Source organism: Sphingomonas flavescens, assembly GCF_030866745.1.
Taxonomy (GTDB): Bacteria; Pseudomonadota; Alphaproteobacteria; order Sphingomonadales; family Sphingomonadaceae; genus Sphingomicrobium; species Sphingomicrobium flavescens.
In genome coordinates, this window is record NZ_CP133016.1 from 1,143,882 (window position 1) to 1,165,044 (window position 21,163).

The 21,163-nt window shown below is 64.1% G+C and carries 19 protein-coding genes; 8 read left to right on the plus strand and 11 right to left on the minus strand.

What is annotated here, in order from left to right; genetic code table 11:
• Window positions 1-69: 69 nt before the first annotated feature.
• The 3 genes from groL to QU596_RS05880 form a co-directional block, all read right to left on the minus strand.
• Window positions 70-1,713, minus strand: coding sequence for a chaperonin GroEL (gene groL, locus QU596_RS05870; RefSeq protein ID WP_308517722.1), 1,644 nt, complete (start codon window positions 1,711-1,713; stop codon window positions 70-72).
• Between the two features lie 69 nt (window positions 1,714-1,782).
• Window positions 1,783-2,070, minus strand: coding sequence for a co-chaperone GroES (gene groES, locus QU596_RS05875; protein ID WP_249867751.1), 288 nt, complete (start codon window positions 2,068-2,070; stop codon window positions 1,783-1,785).
• A gap of 105 nt (window positions 2,071-2,175) precedes the next feature.
• On the minus strand, window positions 2,176-3,597 hold the full coding sequence (locus QU596_RS05880) for an MATE family efflux transporter (protein ID WP_308517723.1): 1,422 nt from the start codon (window positions 3,595-3,597) through the stop codon (window positions 2,176-2,178).
• 101 nt (window positions 3,598-3,698) lie between these two features.
• On the opposite strand from QU596_RS05880, the gene sppA reads away from it, so the two are divergent.
• Together sppA and QU596_RS05890 are read left to right on the plus strand one after the other, a co-directional pair.
• Window positions 3,699-5,558: a signal peptide peptidase SppA gene (gene sppA, locus QU596_RS05885; protein WP_308517724.1), complete on the plus strand. Its 1,860-nt coding sequence runs from the start codon at window positions 3,699-3,701 to the stop codon at window positions 5,556-5,558.
• 20 nt (window positions 5,559-5,578) lie between these two features.
• Window positions 5,579-6,928: a M28 family metallopeptidase gene (locus QU596_RS05890; RefSeq protein ID WP_308517725.1), complete on the plus strand. Its 1,350-nt coding sequence runs from the start codon at window positions 5,579-5,581 to the stop codon at window positions 6,926-6,928.
• On the opposite strand, the gene QU596_RS05895 is transcribed toward QU596_RS05890, so the two are convergent.
• The 7 genes from QU596_RS05895 to mdh all read right to left on the minus strand — a co-directional run bounded on the left by QU596_RS05895 (window position 6,925) and on the right by mdh (window position 15,674).
• Complete coding sequence (locus QU596_RS05895; RefSeq protein WP_308517726.1) at window positions 6,925-7,638, minus strand: DUF4336 domain-containing protein; 714 nt, start codon at window positions 7,636-7,638, stop codon at window positions 6,925-6,927. The genes QU596_RS05890 and QU596_RS05895 overlap by 4 nt on opposite strands.
• Window positions 7,639-7,654: 16 nt before the next feature.
• A complete protein-coding gene (gene lpdA / locus QU596_RS05900) occupies window positions 7,655-9,046 on the minus strand; it encodes a dihydrolipoyl dehydrogenase (RefSeq protein WP_308517727.1) in 1,392 nt (463 codons plus the stop codon).
• A 107-nt stretch (window positions 9,047-9,153) separates the two neighbouring features.
• Complete coding sequence (odhB, locus tag QU596_RS05905) at window positions 9,154-10,455, minus strand: 2-oxoglutarate dehydrogenase complex dihydrolipoyllysine-residue succinyltransferase (RefSeq protein WP_308517728.1); 1,302 nt, start codon at window positions 10,453-10,455, stop codon at window positions 9,154-9,156.
• Between the two features lie 9 nt (window positions 10,456-10,464).
• The gene (locus tag QU596_RS05910; protein ID WP_308517729.1) at window positions 10,465-13,296 is read right to left on the minus strand and encodes a 2-oxoglutarate dehydrogenase E1 component; all 2,832 of its coding nucleotides are present in this window, start codon (window positions 13,294-13,296) and stop codon (window positions 10,465-10,467) included.
• Window positions 13,293-14,180 carry a succinate--CoA ligase subunit alpha gene (gene sucD / locus QU596_RS05915; RefSeq protein ID WP_308517730.1) on the minus strand — a complete coding sequence of 296 codons (888 nt, stop codon included), beginning with the start codon at window positions 14,178-14,180 and terminating at the stop codon, window positions 13,293-13,295. Before sucD ends, QU596_RS05910 begins: the two co-directional genes overlap by 4 nt.
• Window positions 14,181-14,196: 16 nt before the next feature.
• A complete protein-coding gene (locus QU596_RS05920) occupies window positions 14,197-14,682 on the minus strand; it encodes a hypothetical protein (protein WP_308517731.1) in 486 nt (161 codons plus the stop codon).
• A gap of 29 nt (window positions 14,683-14,711) precedes the next feature.
• Window positions 14,712-15,674 carry a malate dehydrogenase gene (gene mdh / locus QU596_RS05925; RefSeq protein WP_308517732.1) on the minus strand — a complete coding sequence of 321 codons (963 nt, stop codon included), beginning with the start codon at window positions 15,672-15,674 and terminating at the stop codon, window positions 14,712-14,714.
• A gap of 225 nt (window positions 15,675-15,899) precedes the next feature.
• Here mdh and QU596_RS05930 point away from each other — a divergent pair, with 225 nt between their 5' ends.
• From QU596_RS05930 to QU596_RS05940, 3 genes are all read left to right on the plus strand, one after another.
• The gene (locus QU596_RS05930; RefSeq protein WP_308517733.1) at window positions 15,900-16,244 is read left to right on the plus strand and encodes a hypothetical protein; all 345 of its coding nucleotides are present in this window, start codon (window positions 15,900-15,902) and stop codon (window positions 16,242-16,244) included.
• A 112-nt stretch (window positions 16,245-16,356) separates the two neighbouring features.
• Entirely contained in the window at window positions 16,357-16,734 is a 378-nt protein-coding gene (locus tag QU596_RS05935) for a hypothetical protein (protein ID WP_308517734.1), read from the plus strand.
• Window positions 16,735-16,834: 100 nt separating this feature from the next.
• Window positions 16,835-17,611 (plus strand): succinate dehydrogenase iron-sulfur subunit, encoded by a 777-nt coding sequence (locus QU596_RS05940; protein WP_308517735.1) that lies wholly within the window; start codon window positions 16,835-16,837, stop codon window positions 17,609-17,611.
• Here QU596_RS05940 and QU596_RS05945 read toward each other — a convergent pair.
• Complete coding sequence (locus QU596_RS05945) at window positions 17,608-17,988, minus strand: tetratricopeptide repeat protein (RefSeq protein WP_308517736.1); 381 nt, start codon at window positions 17,986-17,988, stop codon at window positions 17,608-17,610. The genes QU596_RS05940 and QU596_RS05945 overlap by 4 nt on opposite strands.
• Before the next feature lie 99 nt (window positions 17,989-18,087).
• Here QU596_RS05945 and QU596_RS05950 point away from each other — a divergent pair, with 99 nt between their 5' ends.
• From QU596_RS05950 to QU596_RS05960, 3 genes are read left to right on the plus strand one after another with little or no spacing between them, the layout of a single operon-like run.
• Window positions 18,088-18,579 carry a PaaI family thioesterase gene (locus tag QU596_RS05950; RefSeq protein ID WP_308517737.1) on the plus strand — a complete coding sequence of 164 codons (492 nt, stop codon included), beginning with the start codon at window positions 18,088-18,090 and terminating at the stop codon, window positions 18,577-18,579.
• Complete coding sequence (zapE, locus tag QU596_RS05955) at window positions 18,576-19,682, plus strand: cell division protein ZapE (protein ID WP_308517738.1); 1,107 nt, start codon at window positions 18,576-18,578, stop codon at window positions 19,680-19,682. The genes QU596_RS05950 and zapE overlap by 4 nt, the downstream gene beginning before the upstream one ends.
• A gap of 53 nt (window positions 19,683-19,735) precedes the next feature.
• On the plus strand, window positions 19,736-21,163 hold the full coding sequence (locus QU596_RS05960; RefSeq protein WP_308517739.1) for a M20/M25/M40 family metallo-hydrolase: 1,428 nt from the start codon (window positions 19,736-19,738) through the stop codon (window positions 21,161-21,163).

A 21,163-nucleotide genomic window follows, 5' to 3' on the forward strand; every position in this document is an offset into this window, starting at 1 on the left:
CCCGCAACGAAGAAGGGCCAGCAGATCGCTCCGCCGGCCCTTCCAATCAGTCAGAGTGAACGTCCGGACTTAGAAGTCCATTCCGCCCATTCCGCCCATGCCGCCGCCGGCCATCGCCGGAGCCGGCTTGTCGTCCGGCGCCTCGGCGATCGAGGCTTCGGTGGTGATCAGCAGACCCGCCACCGACGCCGCGTCCTGAAGCGCGGTGCGGACGACCTTGGTCGGGTCGATCACGCCGGCCTGGACCAGGTTCTCGTAAACCTCGGTCTGAGCGTTGAAGCCGAGATTGACGTCGTTGCCGTCGATCAGCTTGCCCGCAACAACCGCGCCGTCATGACCGGCGTTCTCGGCAATCTGCCGCACCGGCGACTGAAGCGCCTTGCGGATGATGTCGATGCCGCGGGTCTGGTCGTCGTTGTCACCCTTGAGGCCTTCGAGCGCCTTGGTGGCGTAGAGCAGCGCGGTACCGCCGCCCGGAACGATGCCCTCTTCGACGGCCGCACGGGTCGCGTGAAGTGCGTCGTCCACGCGATCCTTGCGCTCCTTGACCTCGACCTCGGACGCACCGCCGACCTTGATCACCGCGACACCGCCCGCGAGCTTCGCCAGACGCTCCTGGAGCTTCTCGCGGTCGTAGTCGGAAGTGGTGTTCTCGATCTGCTGGCGGATCGCGCCAACGCGGCCCTCGATGTTCTCGCGGGTGCCGTTGCCGTCGACGATCGTCGTGTTGTCCTTGTCGATCGTCACGCGCTTGGCCTGGCCGAGCATGTTCAGCGAAACGCTCTCGAGCTTGATGCCGAGATCTTCGCTGATCATCTCACCGCCGGTGAGGATCGCGATGTCCTCGAGCATCGCCTTGCGGCGATCGCCGAAGCCCGGCGCCTTGACGGCCGCAACCTTGAGGCCGCCGCGCAGCTTGTTGACGACCAGGGTTGCCAGCGCTTCGCCTTCGATGTCCTCGGCGATGATCAGCAGCGGACGGCCGCTCTGAACTACAGCTTCCAGGATCGGGAGCATCGCCTGAAGGTTCGACAGCTTCTTCTCGTGGATCAGGATGTAGGGGTCGCTAAGCTCGACCTGCATCTTTTCCGGGTTGGTGATGAAGTAGGGCGACAGATAGCCGCGGTCGAACTGCATGCCTTCGACGACGTCGAGCTCGAACTCGAGACCCTTCGCCTCTTCGACGGTGATCACGCCTTCCTTGCCGACCTTTTCCATGGCTTCGGCGATCTTCTCGCCGACTTCCTTGTCGCCATTGGCCGAGATGATGCCGACCTGAGCGATCTCGCTCGAGCCCTGCACGTCCTTCGACCGGCTCTTGAGGTCCGCGACAACCTTGCCGACGGCGAGATCGATGCCGCGCTTGAGGTCCATCGGGTTCATACCGGCCGCGACCGACTTCATGCCTTCGCGGACGATCGACTGCGCCAGCACCGTCGCGGTGGTGGTGCCGTCACCGGCGAGGTCGTTGGTCTTCGAGGCCACTTCGCGCACCATCTGGGCGCCCATGTTCTCGAACTTGTCCTTGAGCTCGATTTCCTTGGCGACGGTGACGCCGTCCTTGGTGATGCGCGGTGCGCCGAAGCTCTTGTCGATGACGACGTTGCGGCCCTTGGGGCCGAGCGTCACTTTCACCGCATTGGCGAGGATGTCGACGCCGTTGAGAATGCGCTCACGCGCATCGCGGCTGAATTTCACGTCCTTGGCTGCCATCTGGCTACCCTTTCATAATCTGGAAGTTTGCTAAGTTCGTTCCTCAACGCGCGCGCGAGGAATGCGAGGTCAGCCGACGATCCCGAGGATGTCGCTTTCCTTCATGATGATCAGGTCTTCACCGTCGATCTTGACCTCGGTGCCCGACCACTTGCCGAACAGGATCTTGTCGCCGGCCTTGACGTCCAGCGGCGTGACCTTGCCATCGTCGGCGCGCGCGCCGGTCCCGACGGAGATGACTTCGCCTTCCTGCGGCTTTTCCTTGGCAGTGTCCGGGATGATGATCCCGCCGGCGGTCTTTTCATCGGCCTCGACGCGACGGACGAGAACACGATCATGAAGCGGCCTGAAACCCATGGGTTGAACCCCCTCTTTCTCTCTTCAAGTTGAACATGTTTCGTTGGCACTCATCATGTGAGAGTGCCAGCGACCCGGCGCATATGGGTTCGACACTCCAACCCGTCAATGGGTCGCGACGGCTTTGATTTTGGGGGGTTCGCGGTCCGCCAGCCCGAGCGTCCCGCGCTGCGTCCAGCGCCACAACATGAGGAGTGCGACGACGCCTAGACCGGCCGCCAGACCGACCCAAATTCCCACCCCGCGCCAGTCGAGAACAAACGCCAGGGCGATGCCGACCCCCAGGCCGATCGCCCAATAGCCGAAGAGCGCAAAGATCATCGGGACGCGCGTGTCATGCAGCCCGCGCAGCATGCCGGCGCCGACGACCTGAGCGCCGTCCGCGATTTGAAACAAGGCGGCGATCAGGAGAAACGAAACACCGAGCGAAATCACGTTCGCATTCGCGGCACTGTCATCGAGAAACAGCGTGATCAGTTCGCGCGGAAACAGGAACATGACGCCGGCCATCACCGTCATGAACGCAATGCCCAGAACGAAGGCCGTCCAACCCGCGAGCGCGACAGCGTGCGGGTCGTTGCGTCCATAAGCGAGGCCGACGCGGACCGTCGCCGCCTGGCCGAGGGCCAGCGGGACCATGAACGTCGTCGCCGCGATCTGTAGCGCAATCTGATGTGCCGCGACCGAGGGCGCTCCAAACAGGCCCATCAGATAGGCGGCGGCACTGAACACGCCGCCTTCGAAGCCCATCGTCAATCCGATCGGACCGCCGAGCCGGAACAGCTGGCGAAACCGGGGCCAGTCTGGCCGCCAGAACCGGCCGAACAAATGAAAGCGCCGGAATTGACGATCGGACAGCACCACGGCGGTGAGCGCCAGCGCCATGGCCGTCCACACGATCGAACTGCCGATCCCGCCGCCCAGGATACCGAGCGCAGGCAGGCCGAGATGGCCGAAGATGAGGGCCCAGCTGACAAGCGCATTGAGCGGTATGCCGACGGAGCTGATCACCAGGATCCAACCCGGCCGCTCCATCGCGGAAACGAAATTGCGCAGGGTCTGGAACAGCATCCACGGCGGAATGACCCACATGTATCCGCGCAGAAAGCGACCGGCGAGCGACGCCAGTTCAGGTTCCTGACCGAAGGCGAGGATAATGCCCTCGGCGTTCCACAGGACGACGAGAACGGGCGCGGCCATCAACGCGGCGGCCCACACAGACTGCCGAAACGTGCGGCGGACATCGCGCACGGCGTTGAAGCGCGCGCCAAGCGCGGAAGCGATCATCGGCGACGAGGCCGTGAGCACGCCAAGCGCAAACAACACCATGCCGAACGAGAGGCTGAGGCCCAGCGCGGCAGCTGCAAGCTCCTTTGCCCCTAGCCACCCAAGCAGGATGACATCGGTCGCCTGGATCAACTGCATGGTCAGATTGGCGAGGATCAACGGCCAGGCAAGCGCGAGCGTGGCGCGAAGTTCGTCGCGCCAAGGACTGCGTCGCCCGGCGATGCTGGTTTCCTGCCGCATGACGGGCGCGCCCTAGCCGTCCGCCGACCCGTCGAAAAGGTTTGGCCGCCTGCCCGCTCCTCCGCTAGCAACGGTGCAAAGTTGATGCAGAGGCTGTGGCAATGAAATTCGTTCGCGCAATCTGGAAGCTGCTGGTCGGAGTGAAGGACGCCTTGGTCCTGCTGCTTCTGCTGCTGTTCTTTGGCGGCCTCTATGGCGCGCTGTCCGCCCGTCCCGCGCCGGTGAAGGACGGGGTGCTTGATCTCAATCTCAACGGCAGCGTGGTGGAGCAGCCAGCGCGCCGTCAATGGTCGGACGTCGCCAGCGGCGGCGCGCTCGGGCAATACCGCCTGCGCGATCTGGTCGCCGCAATGGACAAGGCGCGCACCGACGACCGGGTGAAGGTGGTCGCCCTCGACCTCGACGGGTTCACCGGTGGCGGCGCAACGGCGATCAACGATCTGGCTGAAGCCGTGCGGCGCGTCCGTGGCGCGGGTAAGCCGGTGGTTGCTTATGGTGTCGGTTATACCGACGACAGCTACGCCCTGGCGTCGGCGGCATCGGAAATCTGGCTCAATCCGCTCGGCGGCGTGCTCATCTCCGGGCCGGGCGGATCGAACCTCTATTACAAGGGCCTGCTCGACAAGCTTGGCGTGACCGCCAACGTCTATCGCGTTGGCACCTATAAGTCGGCGGTCGAGCCTTACATTCGCAACGACATGTCGCCCGAAGCGCGGCAGAATTACCAGGCACTGGACGGAGCGCGGCTGGAGACCTGGAAACAGGCGGTCAAGCAGGCGCGGCCCAAGGCGAATATCGACCTCTTCCTGTCCAACATGAACGGCGCGGTGGCGGCCGCTGGCGGCGACATGGCAAAAGCCGCTTTGCAGGCGGGTCTGATCGATAAGGTCGGCGAGCGGCAGGATTTTGAGGCACGGCTGGCGCAACTCGGCGGCGGCGCGGGCGACCGCGGCAACGCGTTCAAGGAAATCAAGCTCGGCGCCTACATCAACGACGTGGTTGATCGAAAGCCGAGCGGACCCATCGGCGTGGTCACCATCGCGGGGATGATCGTCGACGGCAAAGCCGGCCCCGGAACTGCGGGCGGCGACACCATCGCCAAGCAAATCCAGGACGGGATTCGCAACAAGGGGGTGAAAGCGCTGGTCGTGCGGGTCGATAGCCCGGGCGGTTCGGTGCTGGCTTCCGAGCGCATCCGGCAGGCGTTGCTGGAAGCTAAATCCAAGAAAATCCCCGTCGTCGTGTCGATGGGCAGCGTGGCCGCTTCTGGCGGCTACTGGGTCTCGACCCCGGCCGATTTCATCTATGCCGAGCCGTCGACGATCACCGGGTCGATCGGCGTGTTCGGCGTGCTTCCGAGCTTCCAGGGCACCCTGGCCAAGTTGGGCGTCGGCGCGGATGGCGTGAAGACGACACCGCTGTCGGGCGAACCGGACCTGCTCAAGGGCCCTTCGCCGGAAGCCGGACAACTGATCCAGACAGGCGTCGAATCCACCTATGGACGCTTTCTCAGCATTGTCGCGCAGTCGCGGCACAAGACGCCGCAGCAGATCGACCAGATCGCGCAGGGGCGCGTGTGGGACGGCGGCACGGCGCGCCAGATCGGGCTGGTCGACGGCTTCGGTGGGATGAGCGAGGCGATCGGCAAGGCCGCCGAACTGGCCAAGCTCGGCGACGAGCGGCGCGTCCGGTACCTTGAGGCGCAGCCGAGCTTCAGCGATCAACTGATCGAAGCCTGGGCGACGAAGGACAATGACCAGGCTGCCCCGACCGACGCTTTCTCGCTGATGGCGCGCAAGCCGCAGGACCAGCTCGCGCAGGTGTTTGCCGAGGTGCAGTCGATCCTGAGCGGACCGAGCATCCAGGCGCGCTGCCTGGAGTGTCAGGTATCCGCGCCGGCGCGATCGCCCACGCACGATCAGACCCTGCTGGCGCTGCTGCGCAGCTGGCTGACCGTATAGATAAATCTGGGGGACCATCCTTGAAAACTATATTTGCCGCGCTCTGCGCGACTGCTGCGCTGGCGACGACACCGGCGCTGGCGCAAAGCACGATCACCGAGCGGTCGGTCGCCGCACATGAGGCATTTCTGGCAAGCGACGCCTTGCAGGGACGCGGCAGCGCAACCCGCGACGAAGCGATTGCCGCCGTCTATGTCGCGTCGCAATTCCAGGCGTACGGCCTGGTACCGGCGCCGGGAATGGACGGCTATCTGCAGAAAGCAGTTGTTGTACGCGAGACGCTGACGGCTCCCGCGACCTTGACGGTGGGCGGCGCAGCCATCGCCTCTCCAACGCTGTTGCTCAGCTCGGGCAAGCCGATTTCGGGCACTCTCGCGGTGGCGGCCGTTGCGGATCCGGCGAAACTTCCAACTGCGGACATCGTGCTGGTGTCGGCCAAGGACGCCGACCCGATGACGATCTATCGCGCGATCGCTGGCAAGCCCGTCAAGCTGCTCATCGTTCGCGAGAATGAAGGAAGCCGAAAGCTACTCGGCATGCTCGGCGGGAAACCCCGCCTGCCGGTGTATCTCGAGGAAAAGCCGCCACGCGAGCGGCCCAGCCTCATAACGTTGCCGGACGCTGCCGTTGACGCACTGGCGAGCAGAGTGGGCGCCCCAGTCATGCTGAATATCGCGACGACAAAAGAGCGCGCCACGACCACCAACGCCATTGGCTACCTAAAAGGCCGCGACGCGAAGGCCGGAACGCTGCTGCTGACGGCGCATCTCGATCACCTGGGTTTGCGTCCCGACGGCACGATCATGCCGGGCGCCAATGACGATGCTTCCGGAACCACGGCGGTGATGGAGCTGGCGCGCGCCCTGGCGACCGGCAAGCAGCCGCGGCGGAGCATTCTGTTCGTTTGCTACGGGAGCGAGGAGATCGGTGGCTACGGATCGACCTATTTCGGCGAGCATCCGCCGGTGCGGCTCGATCAAATCGCCGCGAACATCGAGTTCGAAATGATCGGCTCGCAGGATCCAAAGCTCCCGAAGAATACGCTGATGATGACGGGCTTCGATCGGTCGAACCTCGGTCCGGCGCTGAAGGCGCACGGCGCGCTGGTGACGAGCGACCCCTATCCCGAACAGAATTTCTTCCAGCGTTCGGACAACTACTCGCTCGCGCTGAAGGGCGTGGTCGCGCACACGGTGTCGGGTTGGGCGGTGGTGCCGACCTATCACCAGCCGACCGACACGGCAGCCAACCTCAACATCCCATTCATGACGAGCGCGATCCGCTCGCTGGTGGCGCCAATGCGATGGCTTGCGGACAGCAGTTTCACGCCCGCCTGGACAGCCAACGGACGACCGACGCAGGAACGTTAGGCCAAGTTGTCGGCAAGCCGCCTGAGGGTGGCAGCGGGGCGATCGATGATTTCGCCGTGCGACGGGATAAGACGGATCAAGCCGGGGATTTCGGACCAATCGCGCAACTGCGCGGCGAGCGCGGCTTCATCCTTCACGTAGCGCATTCGCAGCAGTCGCGGCACCGCCGGACGGGGTCCGAACCCTGTCAGCCGCGCCATGATCCGCGCGCCGATGCCCTGCGGCTGTGAAACGTTACCGACGATGTCGTTGACGACGAGCGTCGTGCCGCCGTCGTGACGGACGACGAGTGCGAGTTCGGCGTCACCCATGCCGGGTACGCTGACCAAATCGACATCCTTGCCGAGATCAGGCGTGGACGTGTCGACCCGCACAGCTTCGTCGACCTGAGCCTTGGCCCCCGGCGCTGCCACGACCTTGGCCTTCGGATAACGCGCCTTGAAGGGGCGGCTGTCGAGCCGGTGACCGCCGTTTGGCACGATGATAAAGGACGGCGTACCCAGTGCCTGGATCCGCGCCATCTCCGCGTCGGGCAGCGGGATCGGCGAGAAGATTGCCGTGCGCTTGCGGGGCAATGCAACAACCGTCATCCGCCGCGGAAAATTACCGAGCGGCATCGGGATCTGACCGACGACGGTCATCAGGCCCGGTGCAACCTCGCGCAGCGGGCCGTGCGGCAGGACTTCCCAGTCATCGTGGAGCTTCGCCATCGCGAAACCCAACGCATCAAATGTGGATCGGCTTCCCGGTCACGCCCATCGCCGCTTCCTTGAGCGCTTCGCTGTGCGTCGGGTGCGCGTGGCAGGTGTAGGCGATGTCCTCGCTGGTCGCGCCGAACTCCATTGCCAGCGCTGCCTCGGCGATCATCGTGCCGGCGACGCTGGCGATGCACCAGACGCCCAGCACGCGGTCGGTCTTGGCGTCCGCGATGACCTTCACGAAGCCGTCCGGCTCGTGGTTGGTCTTGGCACGGCTGTTGGCGAGCATCGGGAACTTGCCGACCTTTACCTCGCCATGCTCCTTGGCCTGTGCTTCGGTTAGGCCCACGCCCGCGATCTCGGGCATGGTGTAGACGACCGACGGGATGACGTCGTGGTTCACGATCCCGGTCTGGCCCGCGATGTTCTCGGCGACCGCAATGCCCTCATCCTCGGCCTTGTGCGCGAGCATCGGGCCGGGGATCACGTCGCCGATCGCCCACACGCCCTGCACCTTGGTGCGGAAGTCGTGATCGGTTTCGATCTGGCCGCGCTGATTGACCGACAGGCCCGCCTTGTCGAGCGCGAGGCCCTCCGTGTTCGGACGCCGGCCAATGGAGACTAGAACCACGTCGGCATCGAGCGTTTCCGCAGCACCGCCCTTTGCCGGTTCGACGGTCAAGCTGGCCTTGCTGCCATCGACTTTCACGCCGGTAACCTTAGTGCCGAGCCGGAACTCGATACCCTGCTTCTTGAAAATCTTGTTGGCTTCCTTGCGGACGTCGTCGTCGAAGCCGGGCAGGATCTGATCGAGGAACTCGACGCAGGTGACCTTGGCACCGAGCCGCCGCCACACGCTGCCAAGCTCGAGCCCGATCACGCCGCCGCCAATCACCACCATATGCGCCGGGACTTTTTCCAGTTCGAGCGCGCCGGTGGAAGAGACCACGATCTTCTCGTCGATCTCGACGCCTGGAAGCGGGGTCACCGACGAGCCGGTGGCGATGACGATGTTCTTCGCACGGACGGTCCGGTCGCCGACCTTGACGGTATCGGCGCTTTCGAAGCTGGCGCGGCCTTTCAGCCATTCGACCTTGTTCTTCTTGAACAGGAATTCGATGCCGCCGGTCAGGCCCTTCACCGCATCGCGGCGCTGCGCGTGCATGGTGTCGAGGTCGAGCTCGGGCGTGACCTTGATGCCCATCTTGGCCATCGCGCCATTAGCTGCAGCATCGAAATATTCCGACGCGTGCAGCATCGCCTTCGAAGGGATGCAGCCGACATTGAGGCACGTACCGCCAAGCGTTTCGCGGCTTTCGGCGCACGCGGTCTTCAGGCCGAGCTGCGCAGCGCGGATCGCCGCGACGTAACCGCCAGGACCGGCACCAATCACCAGCACGTCGAAATCGTAATCAGCCATGGAGAAACTCCGTTCGCCCTGAGCTTGTCGAAGGGCTGTCTTGGTTCTTTGCCTTCGCATTTAAGGAAGAACGGGGCTTCGACAAGCTCAGCCCGAACGGTGGGTGACTAAAGGTCGATCAGTAGCCGCGTCGGATCCTCGATCGCTTCCTTGATGCGGACCAGGAACGTGACCGCTTCGCGGCCGTCGATCAAACGGTGGTCGTAGCTGAGCGCGAGGTACATCATCGGGCGGATGACAACCTGGCCGTCCTTGGCAACCGGACGCTCCTCGATGCGGTGCATGCCGAGCACTGCCGACTGCGGCGGGTTGATGATCGGCGTCGACAGCAGCGAGCCGAACACACCGCCGTTGGAGATGGTGAAGGTGCCGCCCGCCATGTCGTCGGCGGTCAGCGTGCCTTCCTTGGCCTTCTTGCCGTAGCCGGCGATCGCCTTTTCGATCTCGGCGAAGCTCATCGCGTCGGCATTGCGGACGACCGGAACGACCAGCCCCTTGGGCGCCGACACCGCGACCGAGACGTCGAGATAGTCGTGGTAGACGATCTCGTCGCCCTCGATGCTGGCGTTGACCGAGGGGACGTCCTTGGCGGCCAGCGCGACGGCCTTCACGAAGAAGCCCATGAAGCCGAGGCGGATGCCGTGCTTCTTCTCGAACAGGTCCTTGTAGCGGGCGCGGGCGTCGATGACGGCGGTCATGTCGACATCGTTGAACGTAGTCAGCAGCGCGGCTGTGTTCTGCGCATCCTTGAGGCGCTTGGCGATCGTCTGCCGCAGCCGCGACATTTTTACGCGCTCTTCTGCACGGTCGCCAGTCGCGGCCTTCGTGGCAGGCGCTTGTTGCGCGGGAGCAGCCGCAGGGGCGGACGGTGCTTTGGCTTCCGGTGCCGGCGCAGCCTTCTGCGCTTCGGCGGCGGCGATCACATCGTCCTTGGTCAGGCGTCCGTCCTTGCCGGTGCCGCGGATGCGTGTCGGATCGACGTGATGCTCCAGCACCGCGCGGCGCACGGCCGGCGACAGGGATGTAATCCCCGCGTCCTGCGGCGCGGCGTCCGGGCTGGCGGGCGGGGTCGGTTGCGCATCCTCACGCAGGGCGGGCGTTTCGGCCGGTCCTGTCGGATTGGTCGAAGTCGCCGCAGCCGCCTGTGCGGGCGCGGCGGCGCTGGCCCTGCCCGACTGGTCGATCCGCGCGATGGCGGCGCCGACCGCGACGGTGTCGCCTTCCTTGGCCAACTGCTCGGTCAGTACGCCGGCGATCGGCGACGGCACTTCGACGCTGACCTTGTCTGTCTCCAGGCTGGCGATAGGCTCGTCGGCCGCGACCGTTTCGCCCGGCTGCTTGAGCCATTGGGCAAGCGTGCCTTCGGTAATCGATTCGCCGAGCGCCGGAACTTGAACTTCGGTGGCCATGCGTTTCCCTTATTCCGCGGCGACCGCGCCCGGCCGTTCAGTGGCCGCGGCGCCGCCGCTTGTCGTATTATGTCCGAGCGCCGCCGCGATCAGCGCCGCCTGCTCCGCCGCGTGCCGCTTGGCGAGACCGGTCGCCGGCGAAGCGCTGGCATCGCGCCCGGCATATTGGGCGCGCATTCCGGCGAAACCGGCGTCGGCGAGACAGCGTTCCAGCTGATCCTCGACAAACATCCAGGCGCCGTTGTTCTTCGGCTCTTCCTGCGCCCAGACCAGATCGGTCAGACGCGGCATCGCTTTCAACCGCTTGACCAGCGGCTCCGACGGGAACGGGTAGAGCTGCTCGATTCGCAGGACCTCGACGCCGAGGTCACCAGCTGCATCGCGTGCTTCCATGAGTTCGTAGCCGAGCTTGCCCGAGCAAAGCACCAGTCGCCGCGTATCGCCCTCTGCCGGCGGACTGAGGTCGCTGAGGATCCGCTTGAAATGGCTGTCGCCGGTGAAATCCGCAAGCTTCGAAACCGCCAGCTTGTGCCGCAGCAGCGATTTGGGCGTCATGATGATCAGCGGCTTACGGAAATCACGGCGCATCTGTCGGCGCAGAATGTGGAAATAGTTGGCCGGCGTGGTGCAGTTGGCGACCTGGAGATTGTCCTCCGCGCAAAGCTGCAGATAGCGCTCGAGCCGCGCCGAGCTGTGCTCCGGCCCCTGCCCTTCGAAGCCGTGCGGCAGCAGCATGACGAGGCCACTGGCCCGCAGCCACTTGGCCTCGCCCGCGGCGATGAACTGGTCGATAATCGTTTGCGCACCGTTGGCGAAGTCGCCGAACTGCGCTTCCCACAGCACCAACGTCTTCGGGTCGGCCAGCGAATAGCCGTATTCGAAGCCCAGCACGCCGAATTCCGACAGCGGGCTGTCGCGCACCTCGAAGCGTGCGTCACCCTCGACGTGGCAGAGCGGAATGTATTTCGCGCCCGTTTCCTGATTGACCCAGACGGCGTGACGCTGGCTGAACGTGCCGCGGCCGCTGTCCTGGCCAGACAGCCGGACGCAATTGCCGCCGGCGAGCAGGCTGCCGTAGGCGAGCGCCTCGGCGGTGGCCCAGTCAAAGCCTTCACCGCTGTCGAACATCGCCTTCTTGGCGTCGAGGATACGCTGCAGCGTCTTGTGGACGGCGAAGCCGTCAGGGACGGTCGTCAGCAGCTTTCCGAGCTTCTGGACGTCGTCCTCGCCGATCGCCGTCGCGATGTTGCGCCGGCCGAGAACGGGCTCGCCAGGACGGCCCAGACCCGCCCAACGGCCTTCGAACCAGTCGGCCTTGTTCGGCAGGTATGAGACCGCAGTTTGGAAGTCTTCTTCCAGCTGCGCGAGATAGCCTTTGGTCGCCTGGTCTATCCACGCTTGGTCAACGACGCCCTCCTCGATCAGGCGCTTGCCGTAGATTTGGCTGATCGGCGGATGCTGCTTGATCGCCGCATACATCAGCGGCTGCGTGAAGCTCGGCTCGTCGCCTTCGTTGTGGCCGAAGCGGCGATAGCACCACATGTCGATGACGACGTCGCGGTTGAACTTCTGCCGGAATTCGATGGCCAGCTTGCAGCAGAAGGTCACCGCCTCCGGATCGTCGCCGTTGACGTGCAGGATCGGCGCCTGGATGCCCTTGGCGACGTCCGACGGGTAAGGCGATGATCGGCCGAACTGCGGGCTGGTCGTGAAACCAATCTGATTGTTGATGATGAAGTGGATCGTGCCGCCGGTCGCGTAGCCGGGCAGGCCGGAAAAGCTCAGGCATTCCCAAACGACGCCCTGCCCGGCGAACGCGGCGTCGCCGTGGAGCAGGATTGGCAGCACAGTGTCGCCCTGGACATCGCCGCGGATGGTCTGGATCGCGCGCGCCTTGCCAAGCACGACCGGGTCGACCGCTTCGAGGTGCGACGGGTTCGGCAGCAGCGACAAGTGGACCTTGTTGCCGTCGAACTCACGATCCGACGAGGTGCCGAGGTGGTATTTGACGTCGCCCGAGCCACCGACGTCCGCGGGGTTGGTCGCCCCGCCGGCGAATTCATGGAAGATCGCTGCGGCGGGCTTGCCCATGACATTGGTCAAGATGTTGAGCCGGCCGCGGTGGGCCATGCCGACGTCGATCTCGGTGACGCCCATCTGGCCGCCGTATTTGATCACCGCTTCAAGCGCGGGAACAGCGCCCTCGCCGCCGTCGAGGCCGAAGCGCTTGGTCCCGACATATTTCTTGGCGAGGAATTTTTCCCACTGCTCGGCCTGGATGACCTTGGTCAGGATCGACTGCTTGCCCTCGGGCGTGAAGCTGATCTCGGCATCCTTGCCCTCCATGCGCTCCTGCAGGAAGCGGCGCTCCTCCAGGTCGTTGATGTGCATGTACTCGAGGCCGACGGGACCGCAGTAATTGCGCTGAAGGATGGCCACGATCTCGCGGACCGTCCCCTGCTCCAGCCCAAGGGTACCGCCGAGCCAGATCGGCCGGTCGAGATCCTTGTCGCTGAAGCCGTGATATTCGGGTGTGAGATCCGCCGGGACTTCGCGGCGGGTAAGATGCAACGGATCGAGGTCCGCGGCGAGGTGACCGCGCACGCGATAGGTGCGGATCAGCATCATCGCCCGAATGCTGTCCTCGGCGGCGCGGCGAATGGCCTGCGGATCGCTCGTCGTCTGCGCGGCCTTCTCGGCGGCAGCAGCCTTGACCGTATCGATCGTCGCCTGTGTCGGGTCGAGGCCGAGGTTCAGCTCGTCCAGCTCGGACAGCGGCCAGTTGGACCGCGCCCAGCTCGGGCCAGCCTCATGCTCCATCGATCCCAGCGCGTCGGTCATGCCGAAACGAGCAACTCCTTGAGTGTCTTGCCCAATTCAGATGGGCTCGGGGAGACGGTAATTCCAGCCGCTTCCATCGCCGCGATCTTGCTTTCCGCATCGCCCTTGCCGCCGGAGACGATAGCGCCGGCGTGGCCCATGCGGCGACCCGGAGGCGCCGTGCGGCCGGCGATGAAGCCGACGGTCGGCTTCTTGCGTCCGCGCTTCGCTTCGTCGGCCAGGAACTGCGCAGCGTCTTCTTCCGCGCTGCCGCCGATTTCACCGATCATGATGATAGATTCTGTCGCGTCGTCGGCGAGGAACATCTCGAGCATGTCGATGAACTCGGTGCCTTTGACCGGATCGCCGCCGATACCGACCGCGGTCGTCTGGCCGAGGCCTTCGTTGGTCGTCTGGAAAACCGCTTCGTAAGTCAGCGTGCCGGAGCGGCTGACCACGCCGACGCTGCCCTTTTTGAAGATGTTGCCGGGCATGATGCCGATCTTGCACTCGTCCGGCGTAAGCACGCCGGGGCAGTTCGGACCGATCAGCCGCGACTTCGAGCCGTCGAGCGCGCGCTTCACCCGCACCATGTCGAGCACCGGAATGCCCTCGGTGATGCAGACGATCAGCGGCACTTGCGCGTCAATCGCTTCGAGGATCGAGTCCGCGGCGAATGGCGGCGGCACGTAGATGACGCTGGCGTCGGCGCCAGTCTTGGCGACCGCTTCATGCACCGTGTCGAACACCGGTAGGCCGATATGCTCGGTGCCGCCCTTGCCAGGCGTCACGCCGCCGACCATCTGGGTACCGTAGGCCAGCGCCTGCTGAGTGTGGAAAGTGCCGGTTTCGCCGGTCATCCCCTGAGTAATGACCTTCGTATTACGGTCGACGAGAATGCTCATCTAGTCCGAGACCTTCTTAATCGCTGATGCGCAGTGAGAATGAGCGCGTTTGATGATACCGCCCGATATCCGCGTTGACGGTTCCGTTGGCGACACGCCACGTCGCAATAGCCTCGGGACCCTTACCCTGCCATAATGGCGCACCGAGCCCAAAACGAGCCGCGACAGCGCTGGCATAGGCTTGCGGATCGGGCTTTCCCTTCGCGACTGCGGTGACCTGGCAGCTCCGCTTGCTGCCCGGGAAGGCCGGACTTGGGGTGACAAGCAACACTGTGACATCGCCACGTTGAAAAGTCCGCGGCAAGATCACGCCTGCCGGCAGGGTGCTACCGGACGGTACGGAGACTTTGCGCTCAATCCACCCTGCCGCGTTCGCTGAGCGCGCCACAGTCTCGAAGCTCGGGAAACCGATGCGGCATGTTCGATCGAATGCGTCGATGACACCGTCACGAGTGTCTGCGCCCTCCGTCACCTGCGCGTTTACCGCGGGCGCAACGGTCATTAGTACAGCAGCAAGAGCGACGGTCGACTTCACGCGAGACTGCCGTCGATCTGCTTGCAGGCTTCGAGCAATTCCTTGACCGCGTCGACGCTGACCTGGAAATTCTGCTTTGCCTCGTCGTCGAGGGCGATCTCGATCACTTCCTCGACGCCGTTGGCGCCGATCATGGTCGGGACGCCGACGTACAGTCCGTCGAGACCATATTTGCCCTCGACGTATACGGCGCAGGGCAGGATGCGCTTCTGGTCGCCGAGATAGGCTTCGGCCATGGCAATCGCGCTAGTGGCGGGCGCATAATAGGCCGAGCCCGTCTTCAGCAGCGCGACGATCTCGCCTCCGCCGCCGCGGGTCCGCTTCACGATCTCGTCGATCTTCTCCTTCGAGGACTTGCCCATCTTTACGAGGTCGTCGACAGGAATGCCGCTGATGGTCGTGTAGCTGGTCACCGGAACCATGGTGTCGCCGTGGCCGCCGAGCACGAAGGCGTTAACGTCCTTCACGCTGACGTCGAACTCCTGCGCCAAGAACGTCGCGAAGCGCGCGCTGTCGAGGACGCCGGCCATGCCAACGACCTTGTTGTGCGGAAGGCCCGAGAATTCGCGCAGTGCCCACACCATCGCGTCGAGCGGGTTGGTGATGCAGATGACGAACGCGTCGGGGGCGTGCTGCTTGATGCCCTCGCCAACCGTCTTCATAACCTTGAGGTTGATGCCCAGCAGGTCGTCACGGCTCATGCCCGGCTTGCGGGCGACGCCGGCGGTGACGATGATCACGTCCGCCCCGGCGATGTCGGCGTAATCGTTGGTGCCGGTGAGCTTCGCGTCGAAGCCCTCGACCGGGCCGCACTGGCTGATGTCCAGCGCCTTGCCCTGCGGAATGCCCTCGGCGATGTCGAACAGGACGATGTCGCCAAGTTCGGCCTTGGCGGCGAGATGGGCCAGGGTTCCGCCGATCATTCCGGCGCCGATCAGGGCGATCTTCTTGCGAGCCATTTAGCTGCTGCTTTCCTCTGCTTTTCAAGAGCGGCGCCGAGGACCGGTGCCAGGGTTGGCGGCGCTCTAGACCGGTGAGGAGAGTCGGGCAACCGCTTGGCACTCATTCGATCCGCAGATGAAACTTCGATTACCTTTTGGTGAACTCAGAAACCGAGCCGAATGCGGCCCGTTCGGCCGGTCACGAGCCCGTTCGAGGTTCGATTGATCTGAGGAGTATCGACAATGAAATTCGTAATTGCGACGGCGGCCGCAGCAATCGCGGTCGCGGCTACGCCTGCCTCTGCACGCACCTATTCCGATGTAGTTCGATGCGTAAAGGTGGCCGATGGAAAGTGCACCAAGTGGGACCGCTTGACCACCGAGCAAGCGATGAAGGCGCAGTGGAAAACCGGCTACGTCTTCGGCCCGACCTACACTTACACCGATTTCAGCACGATCCCGCAGAACTTCGTGACCGAATACGGCCTCGATCCCAGTGGCCGGTACGTCTATCAGAACGGCTACATCTACGTTGTCGACCCGACGACCTATGCGGTCAGCAAAGTCATTTACACGACTAACCCCTGACGCCTTGTCCAGATTTGACACGAAAGCGCCGCCGGTCCGTTTCCGGCGGCCTTTTTGTAACCATTTCGGATGGCGGACGTTGAGAAGCCGAAACCAGTAGAGGGTAAGATAGATGAAACAGCTCATGCTTTTGGCCGGCATTGCGGCGCTCGGCTTTGCCGGTCCCGCCATTGCCAAGCTTGGCCATGGCAATGGTCACGGCGGCGATCGCGACAATTATGGCTACAACGGCCGCAACTGCCCACCGGGCCTGGCCAAGAAGCACAACGGCTGCATGCCCCCGGGCCAAGCCAAGAAGCGCTGGAGCCGCGGCGATCGCTGGCGAAGCAATTACGGCAGCTATTACACGTACAACCGGATCCCTTACGACATCCGGCAGCGCTACGACCTGAACTCGCGCTACCGTTATTATTACAACGACGGTTACCTCTATCAGGTCGATCCGCGCACGCAGCTGATCTCGCAGGTGATCAGCGCGCTGCTGCGCTAGGTCTAAAGTCTTGGGCTGAAGAGGCCGTCCGGGCGACCGGACGGCCTTTTCTTTGCCCTCCCGCGCGTGCTAGCGGCGCCGGCAAGACAGGAGTTTTCCCTTGGCCGAGTTCACGCTTCCCAAGAACAGCAAGATCACCAAGGGCCGCGAGTGGAAGCCCGAAGAGGGCAAGCGGCTCAAGACGTTCAAGATCTACCGCTACGATCCGGACAGCGGTGCCAACCCGCGTTTCGATCGGTACACCATCGATCTCGACAAGTGCGGGCCGATGGTCCTCGACGCGCTGATCAAGATCAAGAACGAGATCGACCCGACGCTGACTTTCCGCCGCTCGTGCCGGGAAGGCATTTGCGGATCATGCTCGATGAACATGGAAGGCCGTAATGGCCTCGCATGCACGACGGCGATCGAGGATCTGAAGGGCGACGTCCAGATCACGCCGCTGCCGCACATGGAAGTCGTGAAGGACCTCGTCCCCGACCTGACCAATGCCTACGCGCAATATGCGTTGATCCAGCCATGGCTGAAGACTTCGAGCCCGGCGCCCTCGCGCGAGCGGCTGCAGTCGCCGGACGACCGCGCGAAGCTCGACGGACTCTACGAGTGCATCCTGTGCTTCTGCTGCTCGACGAGCTGCCCAAGCTATTGGTGGAACAGCGACCGGTTCCTGGGCCCGGCGATCCTGCTCCAGGCCTATCGCTGGCTAGCGGATAGTCGCGACGAGGCCACTGGCGACCGGTTGGACACGCTGGAAGATCCGTTCCGCCTGTATCGCTGCCACACGATCATGAATTGCGCGAACGTCTGTCCGAAGGGCCTCAACCCGGCAAAGGCGATCGCCGAAACGAAGAAGCTGATTGCGGAGCGCGCGGCTTAGCGCTCAGCGTCCTTGTATCCCGCCCGGAAGGCGCGCGCCGTCCAATAGTCGGCCAACTTGAGGTCTTTGCCAACGCCCTCGCCGCGTTCGAATGCACGGCCAAGGATGTACATCGAGGGCGGGTCGTTACGAAGCGCGGCTTCGTAGAACCAGCCTACCGCAGCCTCGCGGTCGCGGTGCACACCCTGCCCCTTCCATAGAAGCAGTCCATATTCCCGCATGGCGGGAACATCCCCTCTCCTCGCCAGCCGCTCAAGACGAACGGCGGCACCGCCGTCATGAATGGCCTCGGCTGTCCAGGCGTTTTGGCCGCCCGGGTTCCATTGTTGCGTTGGTTGAGCAAGTCCGAGCGCGACGGCTGAGAGCAGAGCAAACATCAGGCAAGTCTCCTTCGCGGCCGGGCGCCCAAAATCTATCATCCTCTGTGCCCGGCTTCCAGTTGCGCGGTGCAACCGACCGCATTAGGCCAGCCAGCGATGAGCCAAGCCGAAGAAATGATGGACGACGTCGGCGTGCCGCGCGGCGCGCAGCCCGACCCGGAGCACGAGGGCTGGTACAGCTGGGGTGACTTCCCCCGGTCCAGCTTCGCGGCAGCAACCGGTCGCCTGCTGTTCCGGCCGGATGGCCCAAATCGCGGCGTGGTCCGGATGTTCCCCACCATCGACCACATGAACATGGGTGGCTCGATTCACGGCGGCGCGGTGATGAGCTTCATCGACATGTCGATGTTCGCTGGCGGCCTGTGCGCCGGGATGGAGCGTTCGCATTACGTGACGCTGGACCTCAGCACGCACTTCCTTGCGCGCGGCCAGGCAGGGTCCCCGCTCGATGCCCACGTCGAACTCGTGAAGCAGACGCGCGGCCATGCGTTCCTGCAAGGCGTCGTCAAGCAGAACGGGGAGAACTGCTACAGTTTCAGCGGAACGCTGAAGAAGGTGCATCGGCCCAACGGACCTTCTGCGCGATGAGAGGACCCGTTCGGGTCGCCTACGAAGCACTGATCGCCGCCAACGAGCTCAAGCCAGATCCCGCACAGGCTCGCGCGGCTGACGCACTCGATGTGATCGGCGCGAATAGGCATCGCGGCGGCCTCCTGTCGCGCCTGTTCGGTGAGCGCGCCAACGAACCTGCGGGCGTTTATCTGTGGGGTGGGGTCGGGCGCGGTAAATCGATGCTGATGGACCTTGCGTTCGATCATCTCGATATTCGGCCGAAAAGGCGAGTGCACTTCCACGAGTTCATGCTCGAAACCCACGAGCGGCTTCGCAAGGCGCGTGAGCGCGAGCAGGGCGACCCGATCGAGCCCGTCGCGGAGGAAATTGCGAGCGAGGCCGCGTTGTTGTGCTTCGACGAAATGCAGGTCACCAATCCGGCCGACGCGATGATCCTGTCGCGGCTGTTCGGAAAGTTGCTCGGGGAGGGCGTCAAGGTCGTGACGACGTCCAATCGCCCGCCCCGCGACCTCTACCAAGGCGGGCTCAATCGCGAGCTGTTCCTGCCCTTCATCGATCTGATTGAACGGCGGCTGGTGGTGGTCGAGGTCAACGGCCCAACCGATTATCGCCTCGACCGCTTGACCGGCGTCGAAGTCTGGCACGTTCCGAACGGCCCCGGAGCCACGGCTGACCTGAGCCGCGCTTTCTTCCAGCTCACCGACTATCCGGTTGAGGACCGCGCCAAGGTCCCGTCGGAAGAGCTTGACGTCGGCGGCGGGCGGACGCTGCACGTCCCCAAGAGCCTTAAGGGCGTCGCGGTGTTTTCCTTCAAGAGGCTCTGCGGCGAGGCGCGCGGCGCCGCCGATTACCTGGCGGTCGCGCGCCGCTACCACACCGTCATCATCGTCGGCATTCCGGTGCTGACGCGTGAAATGCGTAACGAGGCCGCGCGCTTCGTCACGCTGATCGACGCGCTGTACGAACACCGGGTGAAGCTTCTCGCCTCGGCCGATGCCGAACCAGGGGACCTTTACCCGACAGGCGACGGCAGCTTCGAATTCCAACGCACCGTCAGCCGCCTCGAAGAAATGCAGAGCGCCGAATATCTCGCGGAGGGCCACGGCGCTGTAACTTGACGAGACCGGGCACGCGCCTAGCTTCGGCGGTCATCGATCAGGGGGAGAATCAGATGCGCTTCTTGCTCGCTTCGGTGGCACTTGCCGCCATCGCTTCAGCCGCCAGCGCGGCTCCTCCCCAACTGACGGCAGCGCAGCGCACCGCCGCGCATGCCATGTTCGAGCATGTCGTAAACATGCCGACAGTCATCGGGCGTCACAAGGTTCCGGAGATGGCGGAGTATCTGGCCGGACAATTGAAGGCCGCGGGTTTTCCGGCGGCCGACGTCCACGTCGTTCCCTATCACACGGGCAGCGCGACAACCGGCGATGACGAGACCGCGGCGCTGATCGTCCGCTGGCGGTCGGGCAATGCGGCCGCCAAGCCAATCCTGCTGATGGGCCACATGGACGTGGTGGAGGCCAAGCGCGAGGATTCGACGACCGACCCGTTCGTGCTGACCGAGCGCGACGGTTATTACTACGGCCGCGGCACCATCGACATGAAGGATGGCATAACGGCTATCACGCAGTCGCTGATCAACCTGCGCGCAGCTGGCTTTAAACCGAGACGCGACATCGTCGTCCTGTTCACCGGCGATGAAGAGACCAACGGCATCGGCGCCAAGAAGGGCGCTACGGAATGGCTGGACATGCTCGGCCATCCCGAATTCGGACTGAATGCGGACGGTGGCGGCGGTGGGTTTAACGCGGACAAGTCCCCGGCCGGTTTCACCATGCAGACCGCCGAAAAGACATTCGCGGGCTATACGCTGACAGTCCGCAATCGCGGCGGTCACTCATCGAAGCCGCGCAAGGACAATGCGATCTACAGCCTGGCGCACGCGCTCGATAAAATCGAAGCCTATCGTTTCACGCCGGTGCTCAGCGAGACTACCCGCGCGTATTTCGCGGGCCGCGCGAAATTGGAAAAAGGGCCGCTTGGCGATGCGATGCGGCGCTGGCTAGCCAATCAAAACGATGGCGAGGCGGCGGACATGATCGAAGCCAGCGAGTCCGAAGTCGGACTGACCCGAACGCGCTGCGTGCCGACGCGTCTCTTCGCTGGTCATGCCGACAATGCCCTGCCGCAACTGGCGACTGCGATGATCAATTGCCGCATCTTCCCGGGCGTCGAACCCGACGCGATCAAGGCGGAAGTGGAGAAGATCGTGGCGGACCCGACCGTTGTCGTCACCCGCAACGACGACAATCCCGCCTCGCTGGCATCGCCCCTGCGACCCGACGTAACGGCAGCTTACACCAATGCCATCCATGCGCTGCACCCGGGCTCACCGGTCTTCCCCGAAATGTCGACGGGCGCCAGCGACGCGCGGCCCTTCCGCGTTGCCGGCGTGCCCGTCTACGGCGTCAACGGTGCCTGGGTGCAGGTGCCCATCGATTTCCGCGCCCACGGCAAGGACGAGCGGATCCCCGTGCAATCGCTGTACGATAACGTCGTGCACTGGCAGCTGATGCTGCGCGACCTCGCTGGCAAATGA